The sequence below is a fragment of the Vibrio breoganii genome (genome assembly GCF_024346795.1).
In the GTDB taxonomy this organism is placed as follows: Bacteria; Pseudomonadota; Gammaproteobacteria; order Enterobacterales; family Vibrionaceae; genus Vibrio; species Vibrio breoganii.
Genome location: NZ_AP024864.1, coordinates 2,473,203 through 2,498,844, shown reverse-complemented (window position 1 = coordinate 2,498,844; position 25,642 = coordinate 2,473,203). Strand labels below are relative to the sequence as shown.

The window sequence follows — 25,642 nt, the reverse complement described above, 5'->3', positions numbered from 1 at the left end:
AAAAAGGCCTGATAACATCAAATGCTATCAGGCCTTCGATTGTAAGAAGAAGAAAAAACTAGCTCGCCTTTATTTCTTCTTTCTCGTCTTTTTCTTCTTTATCAGAGAAGATATCTGCAACTTTCTCTTTTTCGAGGGTGCCTTCTAATTCACCGTCTTCGTTGATTACTGGTAGAGAGTAGTCAGATGAAATGGCTTCGGTGAGAACCTCTTCAATTGCAGACTCCGAAGAGATGGTTGGCACGTCTTCATACAAGCTAGGCTCTATGTTATCGATAGCATCATCTTGTGAGGCTTCTTCTAGAGTCTCCTCCGTGATCAGGCCTTGGTAGCCATCTTCGGTAACATGGTAGCCGTAGTCGTGTTCGGACTTTCTCATCTGTCTTAACGCACCCTCGATAGTGCTGGTGGTAATACGCAAAGAAGGCTTTTGCATTACGGTTTCAACAGTCAGAGCGCGGGCGCGGTTCACATCTTTAACGAAAGCTTCAACGTAATCGGTCGCAGGGTGCAATAGGATCTCGTCTGGCGTACCTTGCTGTACCAATTCACCGTCTTTCAAGATAGCGATCTTATCACCAATGCGTAGCGCTTCATCTAAATCGTGGGTGATGAAGATGATGGTCTTGTGCAGTTTCTCTTGAAGCTCAATTAACTGATCCTGCATTTCACTGCGAATCAATGGATCGAGGGCGGAAAAGGCTTCATCCATTAATAGGATTTCGGCATCTGTACACAGGGCGCGAGCCAAGCCAACACGCTGCTGCTGTCCGCCAGAAAGCTGTGATGGGTATTGGTCTTCGTAGCCTTTCAGGCCTACGGTTTCTACCCATTCGGTGGCCTTTGCAAGACGCTCGGTTTTATCAAGGCCTTGGATCTCTAAACCATAGGCGACGTTGTCGATCACCTTGCGGTGAGGGAGCAGGCCGAAGCGTTGGAATACCATCGACATCTTATGTCGGCGGAACTCTTCGAGCTCTTTTGGGGCGAACTGCATGACATCAGTGCCTTCGACGTCTATTCGACCTTCTGTTGGGTCGATAAGGCGGTTGAAGTGACGAATCAAGGTGGATTTTCCTGAGCCAGATAAGCCCATGATTACAAAAATCTCACCGTTATTGATCTCTAGGTTGATGTCTTTCAAGCCCACTGTGTGACCGGTTTTGGCCAGCACTTCGTCCTTGCTAAGCCCTTCTTTTACCAGTGGCAATACAGACTGTGGCTTAGGGCCAAATATCTTATACAGGCCAGAGATTTTGATCAGAGGTTTAATCATGTCTTAAATCTCCTAGGTGAGCCTGAGTCCGCTTAGCGTAAGCTTGAGTCGAACGGTCGATAAGAATGGCCAATACCACAATCGCCAAGCCATTGAGTAGGCCCAATGTGAAGTATTGGTTGGTGATGGATTTAAGTACCGGTTGGCCAAGGCCTTTCACGCCGATCATCGATGCGATAACGACCATAGATAGCGCCATCATTACGGTTTGGTTAATACCAGCCATGATAGTCGGCATTGCTAAAGGCAGCTGCACGCCAAATAAGCGCTGGCTGCGGCTTGCGCCAAAGGCTGTGGCGGCTTCCATCACCTCTTTATCAACTAACCTGATACCTAGGTTGGTCAGGCGAATAACCGGTGGGATAGCATAGATAACAACGGCGATTAACCCTGGGATCTTACCGATGCCTAACAGCATGACCACAGGTATCAAATAAACGAATGCGGGCATGGTTTGCATGATATCGAGAATGGGTGTCACGACACTCTGAACTCGATTAGAGCGTGCCATTGCGATGCCAATAGGGATGCCGACAACGATGGCGAGTAGGGTACAGACGGTAATGATACTGAGCGTACGCATCGTATCTTCCCACATGCCTAAATACCCAATAAAAATAAGCGCAATTACTCCGCCAATAGTCAGTTTAATTGAGCGACTGGCAAGGTAAATAAGGGCGGTAATAACGGCTAAAACAATAAACCAAGGAGTGGCGAGTAGTAATTTCTCAAACCACACCAAGAATGAAAGAAGTGGATCAAATAGGGATTCGATTAAGTCGCCATATTCTCTCGAAAAATCTTTGTAAGCACCGTCTAACGATTTGCGAATATTTCGCATAGTAGAGCGGTCTATTTCGGGAAAACTGGACAACCAACTGCTATCGAACATATATATTCCTTTATATAGTCGAAAGGGCAACTGGCTAGCTGCCCTTAATTAATGGTTTAGATGGGGTTATAGATTGGCAGTGATTTTTTCTGCAATTTCAGGCGATACCCATTGCTTCCAAATTTCTGGTGAGGTTTCAAAGAAGTGGTACATAGTGTCTTCTGAGCTTGCTTGCTCATCTTCCATCCATGCTAGCAACTTGTTCATATCGCTGTTCTTGAAGCCACGCTTAGAAAGGTACTCCATAGCCATTGGGTTCTTATCCGCAAAGGTTGCAGCAACCACAGTGTTCACTGGCGATGGTGGGTACATAGATACGGTTGGGTTTTCACAGCTCTCTAGAGCGATACAGTTAACGAACTCTTCTTCGTTAACACCGCTACCAAAGTCAACCTTAACCATCTCATACTTACCAAGAACGGCAGTTGGTGCCCAGTAGTAACCGAACCAACCTTCTTTGCGCTCATAGGCTTTTGCAATAGAGCCGGATAGACCTGCGCTTGAGCCTGAATCAATAAGCTCGAATCCTGCTTCTTCTAGCTCAAGTGCTTCAAATAGGTTGCCACCTGAGATTTGACAGCCCCAACCTGCAGGACAGCCGTAGAAGCCTGCCATATCTGGGTCTTCAGGGTGTTTAAATAGTTTCGCGTGTTTTTTAACGCCTTCGATTGTTGCTAGCTCTGGATACTCTTCAACAAGGTAGGATGGCACCCAGAAACCTTCTTCACCGCCATCAACAAGGGCTTTACCTGCGTAGGCTAGACGGCCTTCTTCAACGCCTTTTTCAACGGCGTCTTTAACAGAGTTTGTCCAAAGCTCTGGAGCGATATCAGGTTGGCCTTTTTCAATCATTGAGGTTGCGGTTGGCATGGTATCGCCAGGAGTAAGTTCTGCGTCACAACCGTAGCCATGCTCTAGTATGAAGCGGTCAATGTTGGCAATGACACTGGCTGAGTTCCAGTTCATATCTGCAATGGTAACAGTGCCACATTCTTCTGCTTGAACGTGAGTTGAAACACTAGCGATGAATGCTAGTGAGGCTAGTTTCCATTTCATCATAAATCCTTTTATATGGTTTAGTCTCCATTTAAGGTTACATTATATCGGATAGTTATTGTACCCCCGTCTCTTTAGAACCAAAAATAAGCACTTGAAAACTAACTTATTTCTCTTTTTTAATGCAAAATGACGCCTGAATATAAAAGTTAAAAACGCACTGAATTGAAGTGCATATTCAGTATTTAATTCTTATATATCAGGAACTAAGCAGTAATTTAATTTGGTGAATTAAGTTATCTCTTATTTTGTTTGGTTATTATAATTTTTTTATTCTACGATTTTGCTATAAGCGTAGAGAGAAGAGAGTCACAGGCTTATTTACGTGAGATTAAGTAAAGTATTGCGTATAACAGCAAAGAAAATAAGGATACTAATTGCGATGTTATTTCCTTTATATCAAAAAAGGCATCGAAATTTATATGTATCGATGCCAATATTTTAGTGCGTTAAAATTAGAGTTTTTCGGAAACCCCAAAAAATTGCTCAGGAGTTTTTTCTCGACCATTTTTGACCACGTATTCCAGTTCCTCCGCCAAAGGTGAACCCATCTGTATGAGTGTTTGGTAATCTTTTAAAGCACGCTGTTTATCACCCATTTGCACATACAGTACACCTCGATACATATAGGGTTCGGGCAATTTCGAATCGAGATAAATCGCCTTATTGTAATGGGTAAGCGCAGCTTTGTAGTTTTCCGACCCTTGCTTCCTCAAGGTGTAGGCGAGGTTATTGTGTGCCTCAGCTAGTTCAGTATCCTTCTTAATAGCGCTGCGAAACTTCTTCTCTGCCTTAGCATACTTCTTGTCCATCATCAGTTTGACGCCTTGATTGTAGAGCTTCTCTGCACTGCTAGAGGAATTAGAATGGTATGAGCCAGAGCCCGCAGCAAAGGCCGAAGAGACAACAAGCGACGAACTAAGTAGCAAGGTGAGTAGAGAACCCAATACCTTTGACATAACGAACTCCTGTTCTAAATTTGTGATGATGTGTCAGTTACCTACGAACAAAGTTAGAGTTAGGTTCAATGTACGAGTGCAGGTACTTGGCTACTTGAGAACTATTGCTTTAAATTGTCATCAAATGACCTATCTCTTGAGTTCCTCAATCCTTACTTTTGAATCTTTTCTCAAGGGGTAAGATTATGCATTCAGTACTCAGTAGATTATCCAATAATCAGCTGTGTTTATGGTCACAAATCAGAGTGTCTGTCATGTGGCTCAATGTGATTCTATATGCCGTTATTATGGCCGGATGGAAGGTCTATCAACAGGAACTCTTTGTTTACAATGAAGACGCTGTGCACTTCACGCCAATTGGAATCAGCTTATTAATTTGGGCGCTTTCTTTGGTGGTAATCAATGTGCTTGTGTCGAAGGAAACCGTAAGGCGTATAGACATGCATGCCTTGTCAAAGGCTGAGCTAAATGAAATGGCTAAACCATTGAGCCTTCGCTCAATGTTAAAGAAGATGGCTGAGTAGCCGATTTTTAATCTGCTAGAAACGACAAAGGCTCGTAGATTTCTCTACGAGCCTTTTGTATATGGTGGCCCCTCGCAGACTTGAACTGCGGACCAATCGATTATGAGTCGACTGCTCTAACCACTGAGCTAAGGGGCCATATAGGGTGAAGATTATATGAGAAGGATAGGGGAGTGTCTAGGTGAAGAGCGAGGAATGCTACTGATTTGCGTATAGTTTTTATGCGATCAAACCACTAGATACAAAAAAGGTGAGCTAGTGCTCACCTTTTAAACTCAATTGCTGCCGATTACTCGTCTAGGAAGCTGCGCAGAGTTTCTGAGCGGCTTGGGTGACGTAGTTTACGTAGTGCTTTTGCTTCGATCTGACGGATACGCTCACGAGTAACGTCGAACTGCTTACCTACCTCTTCTAGAGTGTGGTCAGTGTTCATGTCGATACCAAAGCGCATGCGCAGTACTTTCGCTTCACGAGGTGTTAGGCCCGCTAGAACGTCTTTAGTTGCAAACTTAAGGCTAGTTGCCGTTGCAGAGTCTAAAGGCAGCTCTAGAGTCGTATCCTCGATGAAATCACCTAGATGCGAATCTTCGTCGTCACCGATTGGTGTCTCCATAGAGATTGGCTCTTTAGCGATCTTAAGTACTTTACGAATCTTATCTTCAGGCATTTGCATGCGTTCTGCCAATTCTTCTGGCAGAGGCTCGCGACCCATCTCCTGAAGCATCTGACGAGAGATACGGTTCAGTTTGTTGATGGTCTCGATCATGTGCACAGGGATACGAATAGTACGCGCCTGGTCAGCGATAGAACGAGTAATGGCCTGACGAATCCACCAAGTCGCATAAGTAGAGAACTTGTAACCACGACGGTATTCGAACTTATCAACCGCTTTCATCAGACCAATGTTACCTTCCTGGATAAGGTCCAAGAACTGTAGGCCACGGTTGGTGTATTTCTTCGCGATAGAGATAACAAGACGTAAGTTCGCTTCTACCATCTCTTTCTTCGCACGGCGAGCTTTAGCTTCACCGATAGACATACGACGGCTGATGTCTTTAATAGACTGAACCGTTAGTGATGTCTCTTGCTCAATGCTCTTAAGCTTCTGGATAGAGCGACGGATGTCTTCTTCGTTACGACGGATCTTCTCTTTGTAAGGTGCGTCTGAAGATAGAGTTTGGTCTACCCATGCATCGTTTGATTCGTTGCCGGTAAAGAGCTTAACGAATTCTTTCTTCGGCATGCCACCGTATTCTACGGTTTGGCGCATGATCAAACGTTCTTGTGTACGAACGCGCTCCATAGAGGTGCGAAGTTGCGTTACCAGATGGTCAAACTGCTTTGGCGTAAGACGGAATTCACGGAATACGTCATTGACCTTAGAGGTTGCAACCTTAAAGGCTTTGCTATCGCGCCCTTCAGTGTTAGAAACCAACTGCAGATCTTGGTACGTTTTGCGAAGTTCAGTAAATCGTTCTAGAGCAAGCTCTGGATCGATGCCTGTATCTTCTTCTTCGTCTTCATCATCATCTGCATCATTTGAATCTTCTTCTTTAAGATCAGTTTCAGCTAGCTCTGAACCAACGTGTGTTGCTGTTGGTGCTGTTGTACCGTCATCATCTGGGTCAACAAAACCAGAAATGATGTCTGTTAGGCGAAGTTCTTCAGCTTGAACTTTATCGAACTGCTCTAAAACATACGGGATTGTGCCAGGAAATTCAGCAACTGATGCTTGAACTTGATTGATGCCATCTTCGATACGCTTAGCGATATCGATCTCGCCTTCACGAGTTAGAAGCTCAACAGTACCCATCTCACGCATGTACATGCGGACTGGATCGGTTGTACGGCCAATTTCACTTTCAACGGTACTAAGAGCGGCAACGGCAGCTTCTGCTGCATCCTCATCGACTTCTTCATTTTCGTCGTTGATAGTGTCGTCATCAATTTCAGTAGCATTTTCAACTACTTTAATGCCCATGTCGTTGATCATCTGAATGATATCTTCAACCTGTTCAGAGTCGACAATCTCAGGTGGAAGATGGTCGTTCACTTCAGCATATGTGAGATAGCCTTGCTCTTTGCCTTTTAGAACAAGTGCTTTAAGCTGTGACTGCTTATTTTGATCCATAGATGGTATCCAAATCCTGGTCTGGTGAAGTAACTAGTTTGCGAAATGCAGACCGCTAATTATAGCAAAGTTTTTACAATACAAGCGTTGAGGGTCTCATGCTTTTAATTCTAGCATTAAAGCCAGTAGCTCCCTTTTCTCATCGACTGATAAGCCGATACTTCTTTCTTTCGCTTGTAGGGTTTCAATTTGCCTTTCGATACACTGATAAATCACCTTATCGAGTGAATCGCAAAAAATATCGTCATGATTGTCTTCTTCTTTATAAGTGGGAAGATCCCAACTTGCGAGAAGTGACAAAATTCTTTCTTCTTTCTGATCACGCCAGTGCTCTAATAACTGGCCTGTGGTGATATGGGGATGATTTATACACTTATCAACCACATCGAGTAATAAACTTAGTCCAGGCAGATTAGTTTGCCTAATTGAATCTAAGTTTGGCATTAACTCTACGTAATGCGGGTTTTGTAGCAATAATGCTATGACCACTCGCATAGGGGTTCGCTCAATCTTTTTATGTGGTGCAGGGCGTGTTGCTTGTTCATCTGATTTTGCTATCAGCTGCTGCAACTGCCTTTCGTCAACTAAGCCGAGTTTTCGCCCTAGCAATTCACGTAAATACATACGAAGCGTGCCGCCGGGTACCTTGCTAATCAGAGGGATAGCTAAGGTACTTAGCTTGGCCATGCCCTCTTTACTGCTGGTATCTACCTGCTGCATCAAGGTTTGGAACATAAACTCAGATAAGGTTGTTGCGCTGGCAACTTGTTCTTCAAAGGCCTGTTTACCGTGTTGACGAATATAGGTATCAGGGTCTTCACCATCAGGTAAGAACATAAACTTAAGCTGGCGGCCATCGTTCAGATAAGGAAGCGCATTTTCCATCGCTCTCCATGCTGCATCACGACCGGCTCGGTCACCATCATAACAACAGACAATACTGCTGGTTTGACGGAACAGCATTTGCAGATGATCGCCAGTGGTAGATGTACCAAGGGAAGCAACCGCATAATCGACGCCAAATTGAGCCAGTGCCACGACGTCCATATACCCTTCGACCACCAGAATGTGTTCTGGTGAGCGGTGAGTTTGCAACACTTCATATAAACCATACAGCTCTTTGCCTTTATGGAATACAGGGGTTTCCGGTGAGTTGAGGTACTTAGGGGTACCGTCACCTAAGACGCGGCCACCAAAGCCAATCACTCGACCTCGTCGATCACGAATTGGGAACATGACACGACCACGGAAGCGGTCATATCGGTTACCCTTATCGTTTTCGATAAGCATGCCTGCGCTGACTAGCGCATCTTCTGTTGGCTTTTGTTGCCCAAATTGTTTTCGTACCGAATCCCATTCATCCGGTACGAAACCAATCTCAAATTTTTGTGCTATTTCGCCACTAAGACCACGATTTTTCAGGTACTCAATAGCGGTTTTTCCCGCACTTGTTTTTAATTGCGAGCGATAGAAATTCGCAATACTACCTAGTAGGTCGTATAGGCTACGTTTCTGCTCTGTATTCGCAGTTGGGCCTTTGCTAAATCCACCCTGACGTTGCTCTCGAGGCACCTCAATACCAAGGTGTGAGGCAAGTTCTTCGATCGCTTCAACAAACTCAAGACGTTCGTATTCCATCATAAAGTCGATGGCATTACCGTGCACACCACAGCCAAAGCAATGGTAGAACTGTTTTTCTTGGCTAACGCTGAAAGAAGGGGTTTTTTCGTTATGGAATGGGCAGCAAGCGCCGTAGTTCTTGCCTTGTTTCTTTAGTTTTACTCGTGCGTCAACGATATCGACAATATCGAGTCGAGCAAGTAGATCATCAATGAAGGTACGTGGGATATGTCCAGCCATAGATCCTAAAGAAAGTGCAAGTTGCGAGATACAAACAAGCCGTGCATTCAGAGAATAGCACGGCTTGCTTTAATTTTTATGTGGGATTAAGCCAGTTTAGAACGAACTAAACCACTTACTTTACCCATATCTGCGCGCCCTTGAATTTGCGGCTTAAGAACGCCCATTACTTTACCCATGTCTTGCATGCCCGCCGCTTCAGATTCGGTAATTGCACTATCAACTAATGCAGCAACTTCTTCTTCAGTCAGTGGTTGAGGCATAAAATCCTCAAGTACTGTAATTTCAACTTTCTCAGCATCAGCAAGGTCTTGACGACCAGCAGATTCAAATTGAGCGACAGAATCGCGACGTTGTTTAACCATTTTAGTCAGCACAGCAATGATATCGTCGTCTGTGAGAGTAATTCTCTCGTCAACTTCACGTTGCTTAATTGCTGCTAGAGCTAAACGGATAGTGCCAAGGCGCGCTTTGTCCTTGGCTCTCATCGCAGATTTTTGCTCTTCTTTGAGATTATCAATAAGAGCCATTACTAATACCTAATTAAATCGGTTATTAGTAAAGACGAACGCGACGTGCGTTTTCGCGAGATAGCTTCTTAGCGTGACGCTTTTGAGCTGCTGCTTTAGCGCGTTTGCGAACTGTTGTTGGTTTCTCGTAGTGCTCACGACGACGCACTTCAGAAAGAATACCTGCTTTTTCGCAAGAGCGCTTAAAGCGACGTAGAGCTACGTCGAACGGTTCGTTTTCACGTACTTTAACTACTGGCATATGCCTTTCACCTCAGGGGTTATTCGTTAATACTGGATTCCACTTTCCGGGCAAATAAACTTGCAGGGGGAAATACCAGTTTGATCAAAAATGGTGCGGAATTTTAATCCGAAGTGACTGTGTTTGTAAAGCACTTTATTGCGGAGAAAACGATCAATTATTTGTTTGAACAAATAGGACAAGGTAAACTTGCCGCACATTAAAGAAGTCGCGAGAAATTTATGCGTATTTTAGGTATTGAGACCTCCTGTGATGAGACAGGAGTTGCTATTTATGATGATGAGAAAGGCCTACTGTCACATCAACTGTATAGCCAAGTGAAGCTGCACGCCGATTACGGTGGCGTCGTTCCAGAATTAGCTTCTCGCGATCATGTAAAGAAAACCATTCCTTTGATTAAAGAAGCACTGAAAGAGGCTGATTTAACCTCAGATGATATCGATGGTATTGCTTATACAGCTGGCCCTGGTCTTGTGGGCGCACTTTTGGTTGGTGCAACCATAGGCCGCAGTATCGCTTACGCGTGGGATGTACCCGCTGTGCCTGTTCACCATATGGAAGGGCATCTACTAGCGCCTATGTTAGAGGACAATCCACCGCCGTTTCCGTTTGTTGCCCTGTTGGTTTCTGGTGGTCACACCATGCTAGTGGAAGTTAAAGGCATTGGTGAGTATCAGATTCTAGGTGAATCTATCGATGATGCCGCTGGTGAGGCCTTTGATAAGACCGCTAAGCTAATGGGTTTAGACTACCCTGGCGGTCCATTGCTTTCTCGTTTAGCAGAAAAGGGTACTCCAGGCCGATTTAAGTTCCCGCGTCCAATGACAGATAGACCAGGGCTGGATATGAGCTTTTCAGGCTTGAAGACCTTTGCGGCAAACACTATTTCTGGTAATGATAACGATGACCAGACTCGTGCTGATATCGCGTATGCCTTCCAAGAAGCGGTTTGCGCTACCTTGGTTATTAAGTGTAAGCGAGCGCTGCTACAAACGGGTATGAAGCGTATTGTTATTGCTGGCGGTGTCAGTGCCAATAAGCAGCTAAGAGTTGAGTTAGAAGCTCTAGCTAAGAAAATGGGTGGCGAGGTTTACTATCCGCGTACAGAGTTTTGTACCGACAACGGTGCCATGATTGCTTATGCAGGAATGCAGCGCCTGAAAAATGGTGAAACCTCGGATCTAGGTGTTAAGGCTCAGCCTCGCTGGCCGATCGATCAGCTAAAGCCTATCGCTAGCTGATTGCCCGCTAAGGGAAGAAACTAAGCGTCCTCATCGTAGGACGTTTTTTTATGTCTGGATGGTGGGATTAAAATATATTTTAAAGATTAAAATTAATTTTAATTAAAGCTTGATCTAGATCAATTAAGTTGTATATTGAATGTATCTTATTTATGAGAAAGGCGAACACCACATGACGGGATTCAAGATCACTCATCGAACTGCAACAAAAGCCAGTGACTACATTGCTTATAAGATCACTCAGGTCTTAAAGTTTACGCTGAACATTTTCTATGGCAACAAATACGCGAAGCGTGCGGTTATCCTTGAGACCATTGCAGCAGTACCAGGAATGGTTGCAGGTATGTTTAACCACCTTAAAGCGCTGCGTCGCATGAAAGATGATGAGGGCTGGATTCGAGAGTTGTTGGACGAGGCTGAAAACGAACGTATGCACTTGATGATCTTTCTCGATATTGCCAAACCTAGCTGGATCGAGCGTTTGCTTGTGTTGCTTGGGCAAGGTGCATTCATTGTGGTGTATGGAGTACTTTACCTTTTATCGTCAAAAATCGCCCATCGCATTGTGGGTTACTTTGAAGAAGAAGCCTGTAAAAGCTATACCGAGTACCTAGAAAAAATTGACAGTGGAGCCGTCGAAAACGTTGCCGCTCCAGAGATAGCCATTAAGTACTACAACTTGCCTACGGATGCGCGATTAAGAGATGTGATCTTGTTGATTCGTGAAGATGAAGCAAAACACAGAGATAGAAACCATGAATTTGCCGATTCCTATCAAGCCAAAGAGTTACCTGCTCATCAAAGCTAATCAGCATTAACTTATCAAAAACCAGCCTAAAGGGGCTGGTTTTTTGCTTCAATGGTTACTTTTTTTTTGAGCCAACCTTAGGTTCATTCCCCGCCATCAAGCGCTTGATATTCTCCTGATGACGCCAAATGATAAGGCAACACAACATAGCTACAGGTAAGGTGTACTGTGGTTTGATAAGCCAGGTATAGAACGGAGCGACCAGTGCAGTCACAAGTGCAGCTAACGATGAATATCGCGAGATAACAGCGGTAACCAGCCAAGTCCCCATTAACATGCCCGTTAAATCAAAGCCGATGGGTGCAATAGCGCCAACAGCGGTTGCTACGCCTTTGCCCCCTTTAAAGTGAAAAAAGATGGGGTAGATATGGCCAATACAAGCGGATATACCGATTAGTCCCAGCATAACGGGTTCTATGTCCAAGTAATAAGCAGACCAGACCGGGATGGTTCCCTTAGCCATGTCACTCACGAGTACCAGTGCGGCAGGTAGCTTCCCGCCAATTCGCAGCACATTGGTAGCGCCTGGGTTATTGGAGCCGGCAGTGCGGGGATCTGGAAGCTTAAATACACGGCAAATCAAGACGGCACTCGACACCGAGCCTAACAGATAGGCCAAGATGATCATGAGTAGAACCGTTGCAGACATAGAGATCCTTTACACTTTGTAGCGATTACCGCTTTATTCAGGATGATAGTTGGGTATTTGATGTAGTATATTACGTTTTTTTATACTTTTGGCTTATCCGACCTCAATCTTTGCAATTGCGCTAAGTTTACGTGCATAAGTTGCAGAAAGAGGCACTAAAGGAATCGAAATCATGAATCAGGACAGAGTCTTCATTGAACAGCTTGAGGTAATTACTACCATTGGCGTGTATGACTGGGAGCAAGAGATCAAGCAGAAGCTAGTGCTTGATATAGAGATGGCCCATAACAATCAGCCCGCTGGTAATAGTGATAATGTTGAAGACGCTCTGGATTACTTTTCGGTAAGCCAAGCGGTGCTCGCTCATATTCAAAATGGCCGCTTTCTATTAGTAGAGAGAGTTGCAGAAGAAGTCGCTGCATTAATCATGAATCAATTTAATGTACCTTGGCTGAGAATCAAGCTGCGTAAGCCTGGCGCGGTTCCACAAGCGAGTAGCGTTGGTGTGGTTATTGAGCGAGGCACGCTGTGACCCAAACCTACTTAGGTATTGGGACAAACATAGAGCGTGATAAACACGCTCATGCGGCGATCATAGAGTTGCAACGTTTAGGTGCTAACCTTCAAGTCTCAACGATTTACCGATGCCCAGCCGCCGGTTTTGAAGGGGCGGAGTTTTATAACTTCGTGATCGGCATTGATACAGATTTGGCATTGCCTGAATTCTCACGTCGATTGCGAGCCTTAGAAGTGGCCTATGGCCGACCGGAAAATGCGGCAAAAAAGCAAGATCGTACACTTGATATCGATATTCTTTTATTTGGCGAGGAGACATCACAACAGTCTCCTCAGTTGCCAAGGTGCGATATCTTCAAGTTCAATTTTGTACTTCAGCCCCTATATGAGCTTTGCCCTGACCTGATCGTTCCTTGTGATGGACGTTCTGTAAGGCAAATTTGGCAACAAGAATTTAAATCTATAGGCGGTATGTCCAATCTTACCGCTACATCTTTAAACCTAAGTGATGATTATCAATGAGTTATTTTGAAGCCTTTGCGCTGGCCTTAATTCAGGGCCTAACTGAATTTTTACCAATCTCGAGCTCTGCTCACCTTATTTTGCCTTCAGCGGTCTTAGGCTGGGAAGATCAAGGGTTAGCCTTTGACGTAGCGGTGCACGTGGGTACCTTGTTGGCTGTGGTTCTTTACTTTAGAAATGAAGTGGTGACTCTGTTACGTGCATTCTTTGGTTCGGTGTTTAAGCAGCAACACAACAAGGAGTCTAAGCTCGCATGGATGATCATCCTTGCCACTATCCCTGCAGGTCTTGCCGGATTATTCCTAAACGATCTTATTGAGCTTTACCTGCGCAGTGCTTGGGTTATTGCTTGTACCACGATTATCTTTGGTCTTTTACTGTGGCACGCTGACAAATCATCAAGCTTTGAGATTGATGAGTACCAAGCGACCTGGAAGAAAACGCTGGTTATTGGTATCGCTCAGGCGATGGCGATGATCCCGGGTACTTCTCGTTCAGGGGCAACGATTACCGCAGCTCTATACCTTGGCTTTACTCGTGAGGCTGCCGCTCGTTTCTCTTTCTTGATGTCTATTCCTATCATCACCTTGGCGGGTGGATACCTTGGTACTAAGCTAGCGCTTAGCCCTGAGCCAATGCACTTAGGTGTACTGGGTACTGGTATTCTGGTGTCGTTTATTAGTGCTTATATCTGTATCCACTACTTCTTGAAGCTGATTTCTCGTATGGGTATGACCCCATTTGTGATTTACCGATTGCTATTGGGTGCAGGCCTGTTTGCATTCCTGCTAAGTCAGTAGACTCTGATTTCATTATGAAAATCCCCGCTTTGAGCGGGGATTTCTTTGTCTGTGTTTTGTGGTTGGAAGAAGAGAACTAATCCCAAAGCCAGCCTTGTTTTATCTCATCAATAGCATCCACTCTGCGCCTGTTAAGCTCCTCACGAATCTCTTTTCCTGAAAAACCACCCTGAATTACTTGCTGCACGTTAACCGATATAGCGGATTGATAGGCCGCCTTAACGTAATCTCGCTGCGGATACGGCGTAGATTCATGCCCTAGGCGGCCTTGTGAGTCTGCTTGGCAGGTAATCAATACTTGCTCGAGTACAGCGGGTTTGCGCCACACATCAAAGCTATCCAGTACTCGAAGCAGGGTCGAGGCCTTGAGCTCTTGAGCTCTATGGATATTGGAGTGTTGCTTGCAGACATGCAGTGCCAGTTCTTTATATTGATTGGGAACTCGAAGGCGCTTGCTGAGTTTCTCTATGATCTTTAACCCAGTATGGCAATGCATTTTGTGGCTTGGCCACTCCTGCTCTGGTGTCACGCCCTTGCCCAGGTCATGCATTTGAGCGGCAAAGCGGATCTCTGGCTCTGCGGTGAGCTCAGAGGCGCGCTTGGCCACCATGATGGTATGAATGCCCGTATCAATCTCAGGGTGCCATTTTTCTGTTTGCGGAACCCCAAACAAGCGGCTCAACTCTGGAATGACAACCTCTAGTGCGCCGCAATCTTGTAGAACCTGAACAAATATTTGAGGGTTTCGGGTCAGCAACGATTTTTGCCACTCTTGCCATACCCGTTCAGCAGTCAGGGTTTCCAGCTCTCCAGATTTTACAATCTCGCTCATGAGCGTTTGTGTTTCCTCGGCAACGCTAAATCCAAGATGATGCAGTTTTGCGGCAAAACGAGCCACTCTAAGCACTCGCAGAGGGTCTTCTACAAAGGCATCAGATACATGGCGAAGCAGTTTGTTTTGAATATCTTGTTGCCCACCATAAGGGTCATAGAGCTCGCCACTGCTATCTTGCGCCATGGCATTGATAGTGAGGTCACGGCGAATTAGGTCTTCTTCAAGGGTGACGTCCTCGGCAAAATGGCAATCAAAGCCCGTGTAGCCAGTACCTGATTTTCGCTCGGTTCTAGCGAGCGCGTACTCTTCATTGGTTTTTGGGTGTAAGAAGACGGGAAAGTCTTTGCCCACCGCTTGATAGCCTAGGCTCAACAGCGTTTGTGGTGTAGCACCAACCACCACCCAGTCTTGGTCGTAGTTGTCGATATTCAGTAGCTTATCTCGGACAGCGCCACCCACTAGATAGGTTTGCAATTGATTTCCCTCTTTTTACGGCATATTCGAGCAAATGATGTGAATAGTATATCTAGAACCCAATACACCGTCATTGGTATCACTTGCCTACAAAGGTTTACTTTACTTTCTTTGTTTCAATGGTAGCTTGGCCGTAATAGAAAAAGAAGTGTCGATAGAAGTTCTGAATGTATAAGGATTATTTTGGCTTTGTAGAAGAGCCGTTTTCAATTGTTCCCAGCTCAAAGTACCTGTTTTTGAGTGCACGTCACCGTGAGGCTTTGTCTCACCTGCAGATTGGCCTCAATAGTGGAGGCGGTTTTGCTATGCTGACGGGCGAGGTTGGAACAGGGAAAACTACTGTATCTAAGGCGATGTTAGCCAACCTTGAGGGTAACTGGGTCGCAGGCCTAATCCTTAACCCCACCTTTTCTGAAATAGAGCTCCTTGAAGCGATTTGTGATGAGTTCTCGCTTTCTTATGAGCAGCCCACAAGCCTCAAACAGCTTTCTCAAATCATCAATCACTACCTTTTAGATAATCATCAGAAAGGCTTACAGACTTTGGTGCTAATTGATGAAGCGCAACACCTGTCTCGGCAAGTGCTGGAGCAATTGCGTTTGCTGACCAACCTAGAAACGGACAGCCATAAATTACTCAAGGTGTTGCTGGTGGGGCAACCTGAGCTGCAGCATAAGCTGCAAACCATAGAACTGAGACAGTTGGCGCAGCGTATTACCGGGCGCTATCACTTGCTACCGCTAGTCGAGAAAGAAATAGCGGATTACATTGGATTTCGCCTGCGCATATCCGGCGTGAACGATGCACTATTCTCTGATAAGGCGATTCGAATTATCGCCTCTCACTCACAAGGCATTCCGCGCCTTATTAATTTAATCTGTGATAAAGCCCTGCATTACGCGATGCTGACTCAGCAGCGATCTGTTGACCATAAGGTAGCGATAAAAGCGAGTGAGGATGTGTTGGCTTATCAGGCCCCTGCGCTTCATCAATCACAGCCTATAAAATCAAGTTCGAATAACTGGCTATCAGCGACTTTACTCGCGCTAATAGTAGCGGGTAGCTCTTATGTCGGTCTAACGGCTTGGCAACAGTGGCAGGATTTGCAGACTGAGCATCAAGCGCAACAACTACAGGCTCAGCAAGTGCAAAGCGAGATGAACGAGCTAAATCAGCTAGCCAATGCAAAACAGCAACGTTTTGTTCAGTTGATAGAGCAGAGCCGCTCTCCAATGAGCGCCATGCAGTCCCTGTATCGCTTGTGGGGGTACAATGCCTCAATTGTTGATGCAGATTGCGAGTATGGTACTCAGCCTCCATTTCATTGCTTTCAGGGCGCAGCAGACCTTCCAGAAATCGTCGCGTCCAACAGACCCGTTGTGCTGACCCTATATGAACAGCAGCAGCCTTACTTTGCGGTATTAAGAAGTATTAATAGTGACAGTGTGGAACTGTTGCTTGCCGGAGAGCGAGTCCAGTTGCCGATCACATGGTTAGATGAGCACTGGAAAGGGCAGTTTAGGTATTTGTGGTACAGCGAAATACTGCAAACTCTAAAACTGAATAGCTCAGGGGAGCAAGTTCAGATTCTTGATGAGCTTCTGGCCAAAGTGTTAAATGCAAAACCTTTAAACACGGCAGTCTACAACGATGCTATGCAAAAGCGAGTTTCAGCATTTCAATCCTGGCAGGGGCTTGATGCTGACGGAGTTGCAGGAAATCGAACCTTGCGTCAACTCGATAGATTGACCAGTGAAAATGCTCCTAGGTTACTGGGTGATGTCAGGGAGGGATTGTAATGTCACAAGTATTGAAGGCTCTTGAGCAATCTCAAAAGCAATTTGAACAGACTTCTACATTGACGAATATGCCTAACGTTACGCTGAGAACCCAATCGGGTCTCGGCAAAGCACGATTGGTGGTTGCGATAGTCGCTGGGCTAGGTTTAGGTGCCACAGGGCATGCTATGTTAGCAGATTCTTCACTGACTCAAGGGTTGGCAGAGAGTCTGACACCATCTCTTAGTCGCTTCATTGGTGATGACCGCTCTTTGGACAGCGAGGTAACCCGAGTTATCGAGCCTAGTTTGGATGTGACCTTTCTTCCGGCAACAGCGCCAATTGCGCTTATGCCTTTGCCTAGAGTTGAGCTACAAACTCAGGTAGGAGCATCTCGCCCTGCGCCTCAGCCAGTAATGACAGTAGATAATACGCCCCTACCAGAGCCTGTGAGGACAGAAGGGGAGTGGAGCTTACCTGAGTTAGACCTTTCCGGGTTATCTCCAGAGCTTGCCAGCAGCGTCGCCAGTGTGCTTGATAATCCTTCCAACTATCAAGTGGATGAAATTAATGACGATGAGCTGAGCAATGTTCGAGTGACAGAGCTAGACAAAGACAGTGAGCGCTTTAGAGGACGCTTACCTGCGCTGAACCTACAAACTCACATGTACGCCAGTAATCCAAAGCATCGCTGGGTGAAAGTGAATGGTAGTGAAGTTCAAGAAGGGGATTCCATTGATGGTGGTATCAAGATAGTAGAGATAGCACCACGTTATATCGTGGTTGAGTTCTCTGGGGAGAAGATAGAGATCCCCGCCCTTTACGATTGGCAAGGGTAAGCAAAAATAAAAAAAGCTGCCAATGGCAGCTTTTTTTGTGTGATTGGGTTTATACCAATCACACTAAGTAAGTGTTCAGAAATAGCGAAGGAAAAATACTCGAGAACAAGGCAGAATTTTTCTATAAGTAGTTATTCTACAATCAAAAATTCTAACGCAGTTATCGAGTGTTTTAACCAGCTAGGGTGATCAGTTATTTAGTACGATTGGTATTATGCCCAGCCGTTAGGAGACTTCTTACGACGAGGAATAACGTGTGGAAGCAATAGACCAAACAGTAGACCTAGGCCGGCTACACCGCCACCGTACATGAAGTATTTCAACAGAAGGTCTTCTTTTTGAGTGTCTAAGCGAGCGCGAAGTTCGCGAACTTCAGTTTGCGCAGAAAGCAGCTGATCACTCACCTTTTTGTAATTCACTTCCATTTCAGAAATCTGCGAGTTACGCGTTTCTAGAGAGCGCACTAAGCCTTCTTGCTCTTGCTCTGCTTGCTCATTAAAGCCTGCCAGCTCAGCTTTCACTTGTGCAAGCTCTTTCTCTAGACGAGGCATACGTGTTGCCATGCCTTCTGTGTTGGTTACGTACTTTGATTCTACCCAGCCTTTACGACCACGCTGATCAACGACTTCAGTGTAACCACTGTTCTTATTAGTTTGAACTAGAGTGACTGCTGCACCCGCATCTACGCTACCAATGATTCGGTACTGTGCATTCGGGCCCGAGTGCATGTAGGTAAATAGGTTGTCAGAGATATAGCGAGTCTGAGCCCACGCCGCTGGTGCTGTCATCACAGCAGCAAGAGCGATTAAAAAAAGTTTTTTCACTGTGCGTCCTTCAGAAAATCAAATTCAGGTGAGGAATGGCATTCCGTCAATGCCTAAATAGTAAGTAGATTCGAGGTTGCCTGCAACTAAAAGAGGGGGCAATGCCCCCTCTCTAACGTAAGTTTGTCAAAATATGACAGACACTTGACATTTTTCCTAGACGAAAATCATCAACATGATTTCGTAGAAGACGATAGCAAGCAATGCACCGGCTGGAAGCGTCACTACCCAAGACACTACGATGTTGCGAACAACGCCAAGGTTAAGGGCTGCGATACCACGAGCAAAGCCAACACCTAGTACCGCACCCACTAAGGTTTGTGTGGTTGAAATAGGTAAGCCGGTACCTGAAGCCAGTACTACAGTACTTGCAGTTGCAAGCTGAGCTGCAAAGCCGCGGCTAGGGGTAAGTTCAGTGATACCTGTACCTACCGTTGACATTACCTTGTGACCCATAGTCGCAAGACCTACCACGATACCAACGCCACCCAGTGGTAGAATCCACCAAGCGATTGTCGTCTTCTCTGCAATTTCGCCCATGTTTTCAATGGTAGAAACGATAGCCGATAGTGGACCAATCGCATTTGCAACGTCGTTTGAACCGTGAGCAAATGCCATCGCACAAGCGGTGATTACCATTAGTGTGCTAAATACCTTCTCTACACCCGTAAAGCTGTGTTCATGATTTTCATCATCAAGCTGGAAGCGTTTTTGAATGTATAGATAACCGATGAACATAACCAACAAGGATACCGCAACTGACCAGAACCAAGCTTCACCATTTGATAGGTGTAAGCCCACGTGTTTTAGGCCTTTCTTGATCGTAACTAGTGCAATAACGATCGTGGTTAGGAACATGTATACAGGCACATATTTCTTCGCGTTTTGCAGAGGTTTATCGGTGTTAAATATGAATTTCTGCGCACTGATAAAAATAAAGTAGGCAAATAAACCTGAGATAAATGGTGTAATAACCCAGCTACCCACAATACCTTGTACTGATCCCCAATCTACCGCTTCAGAGCCCACTGAAACCATAGCAAAACCAATAATGGCACCAATGATGGAGTGAGTAGTTGATACAGGCCAGCCCATGTAAGAGGCAAGTAATAGCCAAGTACCTGCTGCCAGCAACGCTGACATCATACCAAATACCAGTAAATCAGGACTATTGACGAATAGAGTGGTATCAATAACACCTTTTCGAATAGTGTCAGTTACTTCACCACCGGCAAGATAGGCACCGGCGAACTCGAAAATCATTGCGATGATGATGGCTTGTTTTACGGTTAACGCCTTAGAACCTACCGAGGTACCCATTGCGTTAGCGACATCGTTGGCACCGATACCGATAGCCATCATAAAACCGAATACGGCAGCAGCAATCAAAAGTATTGTGCCGTAGTTAGCTAGAATATCCATTAAATATCCTTTGATATTAATTAGTTAAATGGGGTGGAGAATGATTAGCTACGCGCAATCATCAATTCTAGACGAGCACAAACACGCTGTGCTTGGTCCGCTATTCCACCAACCCACTCGAGGATTTTGTACAAGAACATCACATCAATTGGATTGTATTGATCTTCAATATCTCTGAGGCTTCGGCGCAAATCTATTTGCATTTGGTCGGTATCGTCTTCAATACGATCGAGTTCATCGATCATAGACTCTACCAAATCCACTTCACGTCCCTTGAAGCCTGTCTCTAGCAATTCATCTAACTCGTTAATTACCTTGTGCATTTGCCCTACAGCATCCAAGCAACGTTTTACGTACACTAAGAATTCTTCGTGCAAAGCTTCAGGTATAAGTAGATTTCGGCCTAGAACACGGCCACAGATGTCTTTAGCAATGTTGGCTACTTTGTCTTGTTGGGTTAACAACTCCAACAGGTCACCCCTATCAAATGCCATGAATAGGCCAGTAGGTAGGTGCAAACGAATCTGACGCTTGAGGGTGTCAGCTTCTTTTTCTAATGTAGATATTTGTTGACGGTAATCGGCCGCCTTTTCCCAATTATTGGCATTAGAGGCAGCAAAGAATTCAGGCAAAAGTGAAGCACACTCGTAAACCTTCGCTCCGTGTTGTTGCAACGGTTTTATTGGCGATTTTGCGAATAAACCCATGATGGTATTGACTGGCATATTTGTATTGTCATGTGATTGTCATGCTGGGGTGTAACTATAATAGGTTTTTTTCGTATTAAAAGGGTTTCCGTGACTTAAAAGTGCACAAATGTGCTTTTTTTCGTGATTTAGATCAGGGGAATGTCACTTGCTGATAAACTCTTTTCGACTTAATCTGCAATAGACAGTCGATTATGAGTGAATTATGGAAACTGAAATAGAGCTGAAATTTTTTGTTTCACCACAATTCTCAGAAGTTCTGAGAGAGAAAATTCCGCACAACAAAATTCTTCAACATAGTAGCCGAGAACTCGGCAATATCTATTTTGATACTCCAGATAACTGGTTGCGTGAACACGACATAGGAATGCGCATTCGCCGCTTTGATGATGTCTATGTGCAAACGGTGAAAACCTCAGGCCGAGTCGTGGCCGGTTTGCATCAGCGCCCCGAGTATAACGCAGAGCACACCAGTGATGATCCTGACGTATCCTTACACCCAGAAGAGATCTGGCCTGAAGGCCGCAGTGTGCAAGAGCTTGGCGAACAGCTACAGCCTTTATTTGCGACCAATTTTACCCGTGAGCTATGGCTGGTGGGTATGGCTGATGGTAGCCAGGTAGAGGTTGCATTTGACCAAGGTGTCGTTGTAGCTGGCGAAAAGCGATCTCCTATCTGTGAGGTAGAGCTTGAGCTTAAGTCAGGTCAAACCGATGCTTTGTTTACTTTAGCAAGACAGCTGTGTGAAGACGGCGGTATGCGTCTTGGTAACCTCAGCAAGGCCGCTCGCGGCTATCGTCTCGCTCAAGGGTTTACCGGTAGTGAAACTAAGGCTCTGGGCTTGGTAGAGGTGACTCTGCAAGACAATGTAGAAAGTTGCTTCATTAAATCGTTGGAATACGCGCTGGCACATTGGCTCTATCATGAACAAGCTTATGTAGAATCGCCTTCTATGGATTGTCTGCATGAGATTTGTTATTCATTGAGCTTTGTGAGACAAACCCTTGCTGTGTTTGGTGGCATCGTTCCGAGGCGCGCCAGTGCCATTTTGAGGCAAGAACTCAAGTGGCTAGAGCAAGAGCTGGATTGGATAAAGTCGGCAGATTATCTGGATGACCTAACAGAAGACAGAGGCCATGCCCTGCGTAAACTGGATGCTCAAAAGGCACTGGTTAAGCAACTAAAAGTTATGCGCAATGACTTGCCGTCTGAGGACGAGGTTTTACAGCTACTAGAGTCGGCTCGTTATACGGGCATTATTCTCGACTTAAGCCGATGGGTATTAACCAAGGGCTGGCAGCCGTTCTTGGATGAGAAGGCGAGCAATGCGATGTCTGGCAATCTAGTGAGCTTTTCTCAAAACCAACTGGATCGCACCTGGGCTGAATTAGTCAGTGCTTTCCCAGTTGAGCAAACTCTTACACCAGAAGACTATATCGATGAGCACTACCATCTCAATAGAAGCCTGTTTTCGGGGATCTGCTTTGCAGCGCTCTACGATCAGGAAATGCGTCAAGCCTTTCGCTTACCATGGGCGGACCTATCACAAGGGATAGATGAACTTCTTACTCTAGCGCCAGTGCGTGAGTTGGTAGGTCAACTTGAGGGTGAAGAGCAAGAGCAGTTGCAGCGTTGGTTAGAGCGTCAGCAAGCTTCTATATTGCATGCCATGGAGCAAACCAGAGCCATGTGTATGGAAGTTCAGCCTTACTGGAAGTCATAGATTCCACAGTTTCCTATGTATTGAAACACATTTCAGTGTCACAGCGCTTGCTCTAGGGTAAGCGCTTTTTTATGCTCTAGTTAATATTGCTTGGACGCAACAATGGAGCCCTCATGCATTCCCATCTAGAACCAGTCGAAATAAATAGATATCAACAGCTTAGCGAGAAGTATCCTTCTGTTATGGAACAGTGGTCATCGCAAAGGCTAGAAGAATTGCAAAGGGTGGTTGAGTTTAGCTCGTTTATCTATGAACGACTGCTGTGTGATGAGTCCTTACTGCAGCTACTTCCTGAGATGCTCGATAGTGATGAGCGATGCGATCACTATCGAGATGACCTTCAACAACGCTTGGCCGAATGCCATGATGAAAATGCGGTGATGAAGGTGCTTAGATTCTTTCGTAATCATGAGCTTATCACTATTGCTTGGCGCGATATTGTGGCAAGTTGGTCGGTTGAGCAAAGCCTTTCCCATGTCTCTATGTTGGCAGAAGCGATGATCTTCGAGAGTTACGCTTGGCATTATGCAGACTGCGCTCGCCTATGGGGCACGCCCAAAAATGCACAAGGCATTGAGCAACCTATGCTGATCATCGGTATGGGTAAACTCGGTGGAGGAGAGCTGAATTTCTCTTCCGATATCGATCTTATCTTTACCTATCCCGAAAATGGAGAAACTGAAGGAGCTAGGCGCTCAATTGCCAACGCACAATTCTTTACTCGCCTTGGGCAACGCCTGATCAAGTCTTTGGATCAAATCACTATTGATGGTTTTTGTTATCGCGTAGATATGCGACTGCGCCCCTTTGGTGAGAGTGGTCCACTAGTGATGAGCTTTGCCGCTTTGGAAGACTACTACCAAGAGCAAGGGCGTGATTGGGAACGTTACGCTATGGTCAAAGCTAGGGTCATGGGCCGTGAGATGTATCCTCAGTATCAGGAACTAAGACAGATGTTGCGTCCATTTGTGTTTCGCCGATATATCGACTTTAGCGCTATCCAATCACTACGCCGCATGAAGGCGATGATTCGCAGCGAAGTACGCAGACGTGGCCTCACCAACAATATCAAGCTAGGGCCTGGTGGCATTCGTGAAATTGAGTTTATTGCTCAGGTCTTCCAGTTAATTCGTGGAGGACGAGAGCCAAGCCTGCGCGGTAGAGGCCTACTTGAAACCTTGGAAGCAATAAAGATACAACACCTACTTGAGCCAAGCGATGTCGATGGCATGACGTCGGCCTACAAGTTCTTGCGTCGCCTTGAGAACCTCATCCAAGCGATGGAAGATAAGCAAACGCAAACCCTTCCTGATGATGAAGAGAGCCAGAAACAATTAGCGGTTGTGATGGGCTTTAGTAGTTATCTTGAAATGCAGACCGAATTGAATGCGCACATGGCAAATGTCCACCAAGTATTCGAGTCGTTAATTGGCGATGAAGAAGAGCAGGGTCAGGAAGTAGACTCTGTTTACGCGGAAATGTGGAGCTTAGCGAAAGAGCCGGAGCAGGTAATCAACATCTTGCAAGAGCTGTCTATCGATGTAAAAGAAAAGCAGTTTTCTGAGCTTTCTACTAGCTTGTGCAACTTTAAAACCGACCTTGGTAAAAAGACCTTAGGCCCTAGAGGGCGAGAAGTCCTAGGGCATCTAATGCCTAAGTTACTGCACGCAGTATTGAATCACCCTGAGGGGGAGTTCGGTTTAGAGCGGGTATTGACTGTACTGTCTAAGATCGTCACTCGAACTACCTACCTCGAGCTACTTGATGAGCATTCAGCGGCCCTTGACCAATTAGTGAGGCTTTGTACGGCAAGCCCAATGATCACAGAGTTATTAGGCCGTTATCCTATATTGCTTGATGAACTGCTAGATCCTCAGCAGTTGTATAAGCCTGTTGAGCTAAGTAGCTATAAATCAGAACTAAGAGATTATCTTGCCCGTATCCCCGAAGAGGATATGGAGCAACAAATGGAGGCGTTGCGCCAGTTTAAGCAAACCTGCATTTTGCGCATTGCTGCCGCAGATATTGCCGGTGTATTACCGGTTATGCAGGTGAGTGATCACTTAACCTATCTAGCCGAGGCGATTGTTGAGCAAGTTGTCAATCAAGCGTGGCATCAGATGTCGGCAAAATATGGCGAACCCAATCACTTACAAAATCGTGATGGTCGTGGGTTTGCAGTACTTGGCTACGGAAAGGTCGGCGGATGGGAGCTAGGGTACAACTCTGATCTTGATATTGTGTTTGTCCACGACTGCCCACTGTCCGCTTATACCGATGGAGAAAAGTCTATTGATGGCAGACAGTTCTATCTTCGCCTTGCGCAGCGCATAACCCATCTGTTCTCAACTCGAACCGCTTCAGGAATCCTCTATGAAGTGGATACGCGTTTAAGACCTTCAGGAGCATCGGGCTTGATGGTAAGCCCCATAGAGTCTTATGAAGAGTATCAACTTACAGAGGCGTGGACTTGGGAGCATCAAGCCATTGTTCGTGCTCGCCCTATTTATGGTGATGCGACCCTGGTCGATTCCTTTGCTAAAGTTAGAAATAAAGTACTTTGCTTAGCTCGTGAGCAGAGCCAGTTGCGAGACGAGGTGGTCAAAATGCGTGAGAAAATGCGCGATCACTTAGGTGGTAAAAAGAAAGATAGATTCATGCTTAAGCAAGACCCTGGTGGAATCACTGACATTGAATTTTTGGCTCAATATTGGGTGCTCAATTACTCCCATCAGCACCCCAGTTTGGTGAAATGGTCTGATAATGTACGAATCCTTGAGAGCTTGGTTGATGTCGAGATACTTTCACTTGAGCAAGCTAAGTACTTAACTGATGCTTATACGTCGATGCGCAATGAAACTCATCGACGCAATCTTCTGAATCTTGATGCTGATGTTGCTTTAGATAAGTTTGTTGAGCAGCGTCATTGGGTGATTGATATGTGGTGTGAATGGATGAAAGAAGCGCAACAAAGTTAAATCGCTCAAATGGTTAGCGCCACTTTGATATATCCCTAGCTATGCTAGAATTGTAAA

At 45.5% G+C, this 25,642-nt stretch carries 23 protein-coding genes and 1 tRNA gene; 10 read left to right on the top strand and 14 right to left on the bottom strand.

Annotated features, from left to right (window positions below; translation table 11 throughout):
• Window positions 1-58: 58 nt before the first annotated feature.
• From OCU35_RS11545 to OCU35_RS11530, 4 genes are all read right to left on the bottom strand, one after another.
• The gene (locus OCU35_RS11545; RefSeq protein WP_261825386.1) at window positions 59-1,276 is read right to left on the bottom strand and encodes a quaternary amine ABC transporter ATP-binding protein; all 1,218 of its coding nucleotides are present in this window, start codon (window positions 1,274-1,276) and stop codon (window positions 59-61) included.
• Window positions 1,269-2,168, bottom strand: a complete 900-nt coding sequence (locus tag OCU35_RS11540) for an ABC transporter permease (protein WP_017028748.1) — start codon at window positions 2,166-2,168, stop codon at window positions 1,269-1,271. Before OCU35_RS11540 ends, OCU35_RS11545 begins: the two co-directional genes overlap by 8 nt.
• 66 nt (window positions 2,169-2,234) lie before the next feature.
• Window positions 2,235-3,224 (bottom strand): ABC transporter substrate-binding protein, encoded by a 990-nt coding sequence (locus OCU35_RS11535; protein ID WP_017028747.1) that lies wholly within the window; start codon window positions 3,222-3,224, stop codon window positions 2,235-2,237.
• A gap of 455 nt (window positions 3,225-3,679) precedes the next feature.
• Window positions 3,680-4,183 (bottom strand): tetratricopeptide repeat protein, encoded by a 504-nt coding sequence (locus OCU35_RS11530; RefSeq protein WP_102328996.1) that lies wholly within the window; start codon window positions 4,181-4,183, stop codon window positions 3,680-3,682.
• A 185-nt stretch (window positions 4,184-4,368) separates the two neighbouring features.
• Here OCU35_RS11530 and OCU35_RS11525 point away from each other — a divergent pair, with 185 nt between their 5' ends.
• Window positions 4,369-4,707 (top strand): hypothetical protein, encoded by a 339-nt coding sequence (locus tag OCU35_RS11525; protein ID WP_261825385.1) that lies wholly within the window; start codon window positions 4,369-4,371, stop codon window positions 4,705-4,707.
• A gap of 62 nt (window positions 4,708-4,769) precedes the next feature.
• Here OCU35_RS11525 and OCU35_RS11520 read toward each other — a convergent pair.
• The 5 genes from OCU35_RS11520 to rpsU form a co-directional block, all read right to left on the bottom strand.
• Window positions 4,770-4,845 (bottom strand) — tRNA-Ile (locus OCU35_RS11520).
• 151 nt (window positions 4,846-4,996) lie between these two features.
• Window positions 4,997-6,838 (bottom strand): RNA polymerase sigma factor RpoD, encoded by a 1,842-nt coding sequence (rpoD, locus tag OCU35_RS11515; protein ID WP_017031342.1) that lies wholly within the window; start codon window positions 6,836-6,838, stop codon window positions 4,997-4,999.
• A gap of 96 nt (window positions 6,839-6,934) precedes the next feature.
• Window positions 6,935-8,698, bottom strand: a complete 1,764-nt coding sequence (gene dnaG / locus OCU35_RS11510; RefSeq protein ID WP_017031341.1) for a DNA primase — start codon at window positions 8,696-8,698, stop codon at window positions 6,935-6,937.
• 86 nt (window positions 8,699-8,784) lie between these two features.
• Entirely contained in the window at window positions 8,785-9,228 is a 444-nt protein-coding gene (locus OCU35_RS11505; RefSeq protein ID WP_017031340.1) for a GatB/YqeY domain-containing protein, read from the bottom strand.
• Between the two features lie 25 nt (window positions 9,229-9,253).
• On the bottom strand, window positions 9,254-9,469 hold the full coding sequence (gene rpsU, locus OCU35_RS11500; protein ID WP_005421025.1) for a 30S ribosomal protein S21: 216 nt from the start codon (window positions 9,467-9,469) through the stop codon (window positions 9,254-9,256).
• A gap of 221 nt (window positions 9,470-9,690) precedes the next feature.
• Here rpsU and tsaD point away from each other — a divergent pair, with 221 nt between their 5' ends.
• Together tsaD and OCU35_RS11490 are read left to right on the top strand one after the other, a co-directional pair.
• Window positions 9,691-10,710, top strand: a complete 1,020-nt coding sequence (gene tsaD, locus OCU35_RS11495) for a tRNA (adenosine(37)-N6)-threonylcarbamoyltransferase complex transferase subunit TsaD (protein ID WP_102427305.1) — start codon at window positions 9,691-9,693, stop codon at window positions 10,708-10,710.
• A gap of 172 nt (window positions 10,711-10,882) precedes the next feature.
• A complete protein-coding gene (locus OCU35_RS11490) occupies window positions 10,883-11,518 on the top strand; it encodes an alternative oxidase (protein ID WP_017026799.1) in 636 nt (211 codons plus the stop codon).
• Between the two features lie 55 nt (window positions 11,519-11,573).
• On the opposite strand, the gene plsY is transcribed toward OCU35_RS11490, so the two are convergent.
• A complete protein-coding gene (plsY, locus tag OCU35_RS11485) occupies window positions 11,574-12,167 on the bottom strand; it encodes a glycerol-3-phosphate 1-O-acyltransferase PlsY (RefSeq protein ID WP_102382096.1) in 594 nt (197 codons plus the stop codon).
• 172 nt (window positions 12,168-12,339) lie between these two features.
• Here plsY and folB point away from each other — a divergent pair, with 172 nt between their 5' ends.
• Genes folB through OCU35_RS11470 form a run of 3 tightly spaced genes read left to right on the top strand, consistent with a single transcriptional unit; the run spans window position 12,340 to window position 14,005 of the window.
• Window positions 12,340-12,699, top strand: coding sequence for a dihydroneopterin aldolase (gene folB / locus OCU35_RS11480; RefSeq protein ID WP_017031336.1), 360 nt, complete (start codon window positions 12,340-12,342; stop codon window positions 12,697-12,699).
• Complete coding sequence (folK, locus tag OCU35_RS11475) at window positions 12,696-13,205, top strand: 2-amino-4-hydroxy-6-hydroxymethyldihydropteridine diphosphokinase (RefSeq protein WP_017026802.1); 510 nt, start codon at window positions 12,696-12,698, stop codon at window positions 13,203-13,205. The genes folB and folK overlap by 4 nt, the downstream gene beginning before the upstream one ends.
• Window positions 13,202-14,005, top strand: a complete 804-nt coding sequence (locus OCU35_RS11470; RefSeq protein WP_017026803.1) for an undecaprenyl-diphosphate phosphatase — start codon at window positions 13,202-13,204, stop codon at window positions 14,003-14,005. Before folK ends, OCU35_RS11470 begins: the two co-directional genes overlap by 4 nt.
• Before the next feature lie 76 nt (window positions 14,006-14,081).
• On the opposite strand, the gene OCU35_RS11465 is transcribed toward OCU35_RS11470, so the two are convergent.
• Window positions 14,082-15,314 (bottom strand): multifunctional CCA addition/repair protein, encoded by a 1,233-nt coding sequence (locus OCU35_RS11465; RefSeq protein WP_261825384.1) that lies wholly within the window; start codon window positions 15,312-15,314, stop codon window positions 14,082-14,084.
• Window positions 15,315-15,481: 167 nt separating this feature from the next.
• Here OCU35_RS11465 and OCU35_RS11460 point away from each other — a divergent pair, with 167 nt between their 5' ends.
• Entirely contained in the window at window positions 15,482-17,113 is a 1,632-nt protein-coding gene (locus tag OCU35_RS11460; protein ID WP_017243607.1) for an ExeA family protein, read from the top strand.
• Entirely contained in the window at window positions 17,113-17,931 is an 819-nt protein-coding gene (locus tag OCU35_RS11455) for a general secretion pathway protein GspB (RefSeq protein ID WP_261825383.1), read from the top strand. The genes OCU35_RS11460 and OCU35_RS11455 overlap by 1 nt, the downstream gene beginning before the upstream one ends.
• Before the next feature lie 212 nt (window positions 17,932-18,143).
• Here the strand turns inward: OCU35_RS11455 and OCU35_RS11450 are convergent, their stop codons facing one another.
• From OCU35_RS11450 to OCU35_RS11440, 3 genes are all read right to left on the bottom strand, one after another.
• Window positions 18,144-18,755 carry a TIGR04211 family SH3 domain-containing protein gene (locus OCU35_RS11450; RefSeq protein WP_017026807.1) on the bottom strand — a complete coding sequence of 204 codons (612 nt, stop codon included), beginning with the start codon at window positions 18,753-18,755 and terminating at the stop codon, window positions 18,144-18,146.
• Between the two features lie 156 nt (window positions 18,756-18,911).
• Complete coding sequence (locus tag OCU35_RS11445; RefSeq protein ID WP_017026808.1) at window positions 18,912-20,177, bottom strand: inorganic phosphate transporter; 1,266 nt, start codon at window positions 20,175-20,177, stop codon at window positions 18,912-18,914.
• Window positions 20,178-20,221: 44 nt separating this feature from the next.
• Complete coding sequence (locus OCU35_RS11440) at window positions 20,222-20,902, bottom strand: TIGR00153 family protein (protein WP_017026809.1); 681 nt, start codon at window positions 20,900-20,902, stop codon at window positions 20,222-20,224.
• Window positions 20,903-21,089: 187 nt separating this feature from the next.
• Here OCU35_RS11440 and OCU35_RS11435 point away from each other — a divergent pair, with 187 nt between their 5' ends.
• On the top strand, window positions 21,090-22,607 hold the full coding sequence (locus tag OCU35_RS11435) for a CYTH and CHAD domain-containing protein (RefSeq protein ID WP_102376551.1): 1,518 nt from the start codon (window positions 21,090-21,092) through the stop codon (window positions 22,605-22,607).
• Between the two features lie 113 nt (window positions 22,608-22,720).
• Window positions 22,721-25,585, top strand: a complete 2,865-nt coding sequence (glnE, locus tag OCU35_RS11430; RefSeq protein ID WP_261825382.1) for a bifunctional [glutamate--ammonia ligase]-adenylyl-L-tyrosine phosphorylase/[glutamate--ammonia-ligase] adenylyltransferase — start codon at window positions 22,721-22,723, stop codon at window positions 25,583-25,585.
• Window positions 25,586-25,642: the final 57 nt, after the last annotated feature.

What these genes read in the sequence shown, in the direction of transcription:
- OCU35_RS11535 (WP_017028747.1), bottom strand. Translation starts at nt 3,224, where the DNA reads ATGAAATGGAAACTAGCCTCACTAGCATTCATCGCTAGTGTTTCAACT.
- OCU35_RS11530 (WP_102328996.1), bottom strand. Translation starts at nt 4,183, where the DNA reads ATGTCAAAGGTATTGGGTTCTCTACTCACCTTGCTACTTAGTTCGTCG.
- OCU35_RS11490 (WP_017026799.1), top strand. Translation starts at nt 10,883, where the DNA reads ATGACGGGATTCAAGATCACTCATCGAACTGCAACAAAAGCCAGTGAC.
- OCU35_RS11505 (WP_017031340.1), bottom strand. Translation starts at nt 9,228, where the DNA reads ATGGCTCTTATTGATAATCTCAAAGAAGAGCAAAAATCTGCGATGAGA.
- plsY (WP_102382096.1), bottom strand. Translation starts at nt 12,167, where the DNA reads ATGTCTGCAACGGTTCTACTCATGATCATCTTGGCCTATCTGTTAGGC.
- OCU35_RS11435 (WP_102376551.1), top strand. Translation starts at nt 21,090, where the DNA reads ATGGAAACTGAAATAGAGCTGAAATTTTTTGTTTCACCACAATTCTCA.
- folB (WP_017031336.1), top strand. Translation starts at nt 12,340, where the DNA reads ATGAATCAGGACAGAGTCTTCATTGAACAGCTTGAGGTAATTACTACC.
- OCU35_RS11540 (WP_017028748.1), bottom strand. Translation starts at nt 2,168, where the DNA reads ATGTTCGATAGCAGTTGGTTGTCCAGTTTTCCCGAAATAGACCGCTCT.
- rpoD (WP_017031342.1), bottom strand. Translation starts at nt 6,838, where the DNA reads ATGGATCAAAATAAGCAGTCACAGCTTAAAGCACTTGTTCTAAAAGGC.
- tsaD (WP_102427305.1), top strand. Translation starts at nt 9,691, where the DNA reads ATGCGTATTTTAGGTATTGAGACCTCCTGTGATGAGACAGGAGTTGCT.
- OCU35_RS11455 (WP_261825383.1), top strand. Translation starts at nt 17,113, where the DNA reads ATGTCACAAGTATTGAAGGCTCTTGAGCAATCTCAAAAGCAATTTGAA.
- glnE (WP_261825382.1), top strand. Translation starts at nt 22,721, where the DNA reads ATGCATTCCCATCTAGAACCAGTCGAAATAAATAGATATCAACAGCTT.
- OCU35_RS11545 (WP_261825386.1), bottom strand. Translation starts at nt 1,276, where the DNA reads ATGATTAAACCTCTGATCAAAATCTCTGGCCTGTATAAGATATTTGGC.
- OCU35_RS11470 (WP_017026803.1), top strand. Translation starts at nt 13,202, where the DNA reads ATGAGTTATTTTGAAGCCTTTGCGCTGGCCTTAATTCAGGGCCTAACT.
- rpsU (WP_005421025.1), bottom strand. Translation starts at nt 9,469, where the DNA reads ATGCCAGTAGTTAAAGTACGTGAAAACGAACCGTTCGACGTAGCTCTA.
- OCU35_RS11525 (WP_261825385.1), top strand. Translation starts at nt 4,369, where the DNA reads ATGCATTCAGTACTCAGTAGATTATCCAATAATCAGCTGTGTTTATGG.
- OCU35_RS11440 (WP_017026809.1), bottom strand. Translation starts at nt 20,902, where the DNA reads ATGCCAGTCAATACCATCATGGGTTTATTCGCAAAATCGCCAATAAAA.
- dnaG (WP_017031341.1), bottom strand. Translation starts at nt 8,698, where the DNA reads ATGGCTGGACATATCCCACGTACCTTCATTGATGATCTACTTGCTCGA.
- OCU35_RS11445 (WP_017026808.1), bottom strand. Translation starts at nt 20,177, where the DNA reads ATGGATATTCTAGCTAACTACGGCACAATACTTTTGATTGCTGCTGCC.
- OCU35_RS11460 (WP_017243607.1), top strand. Translation starts at nt 15,482, where the DNA reads ATGTATAAGGATTATTTTGGCTTTGTAGAAGAGCCGTTTTCAATTGTT.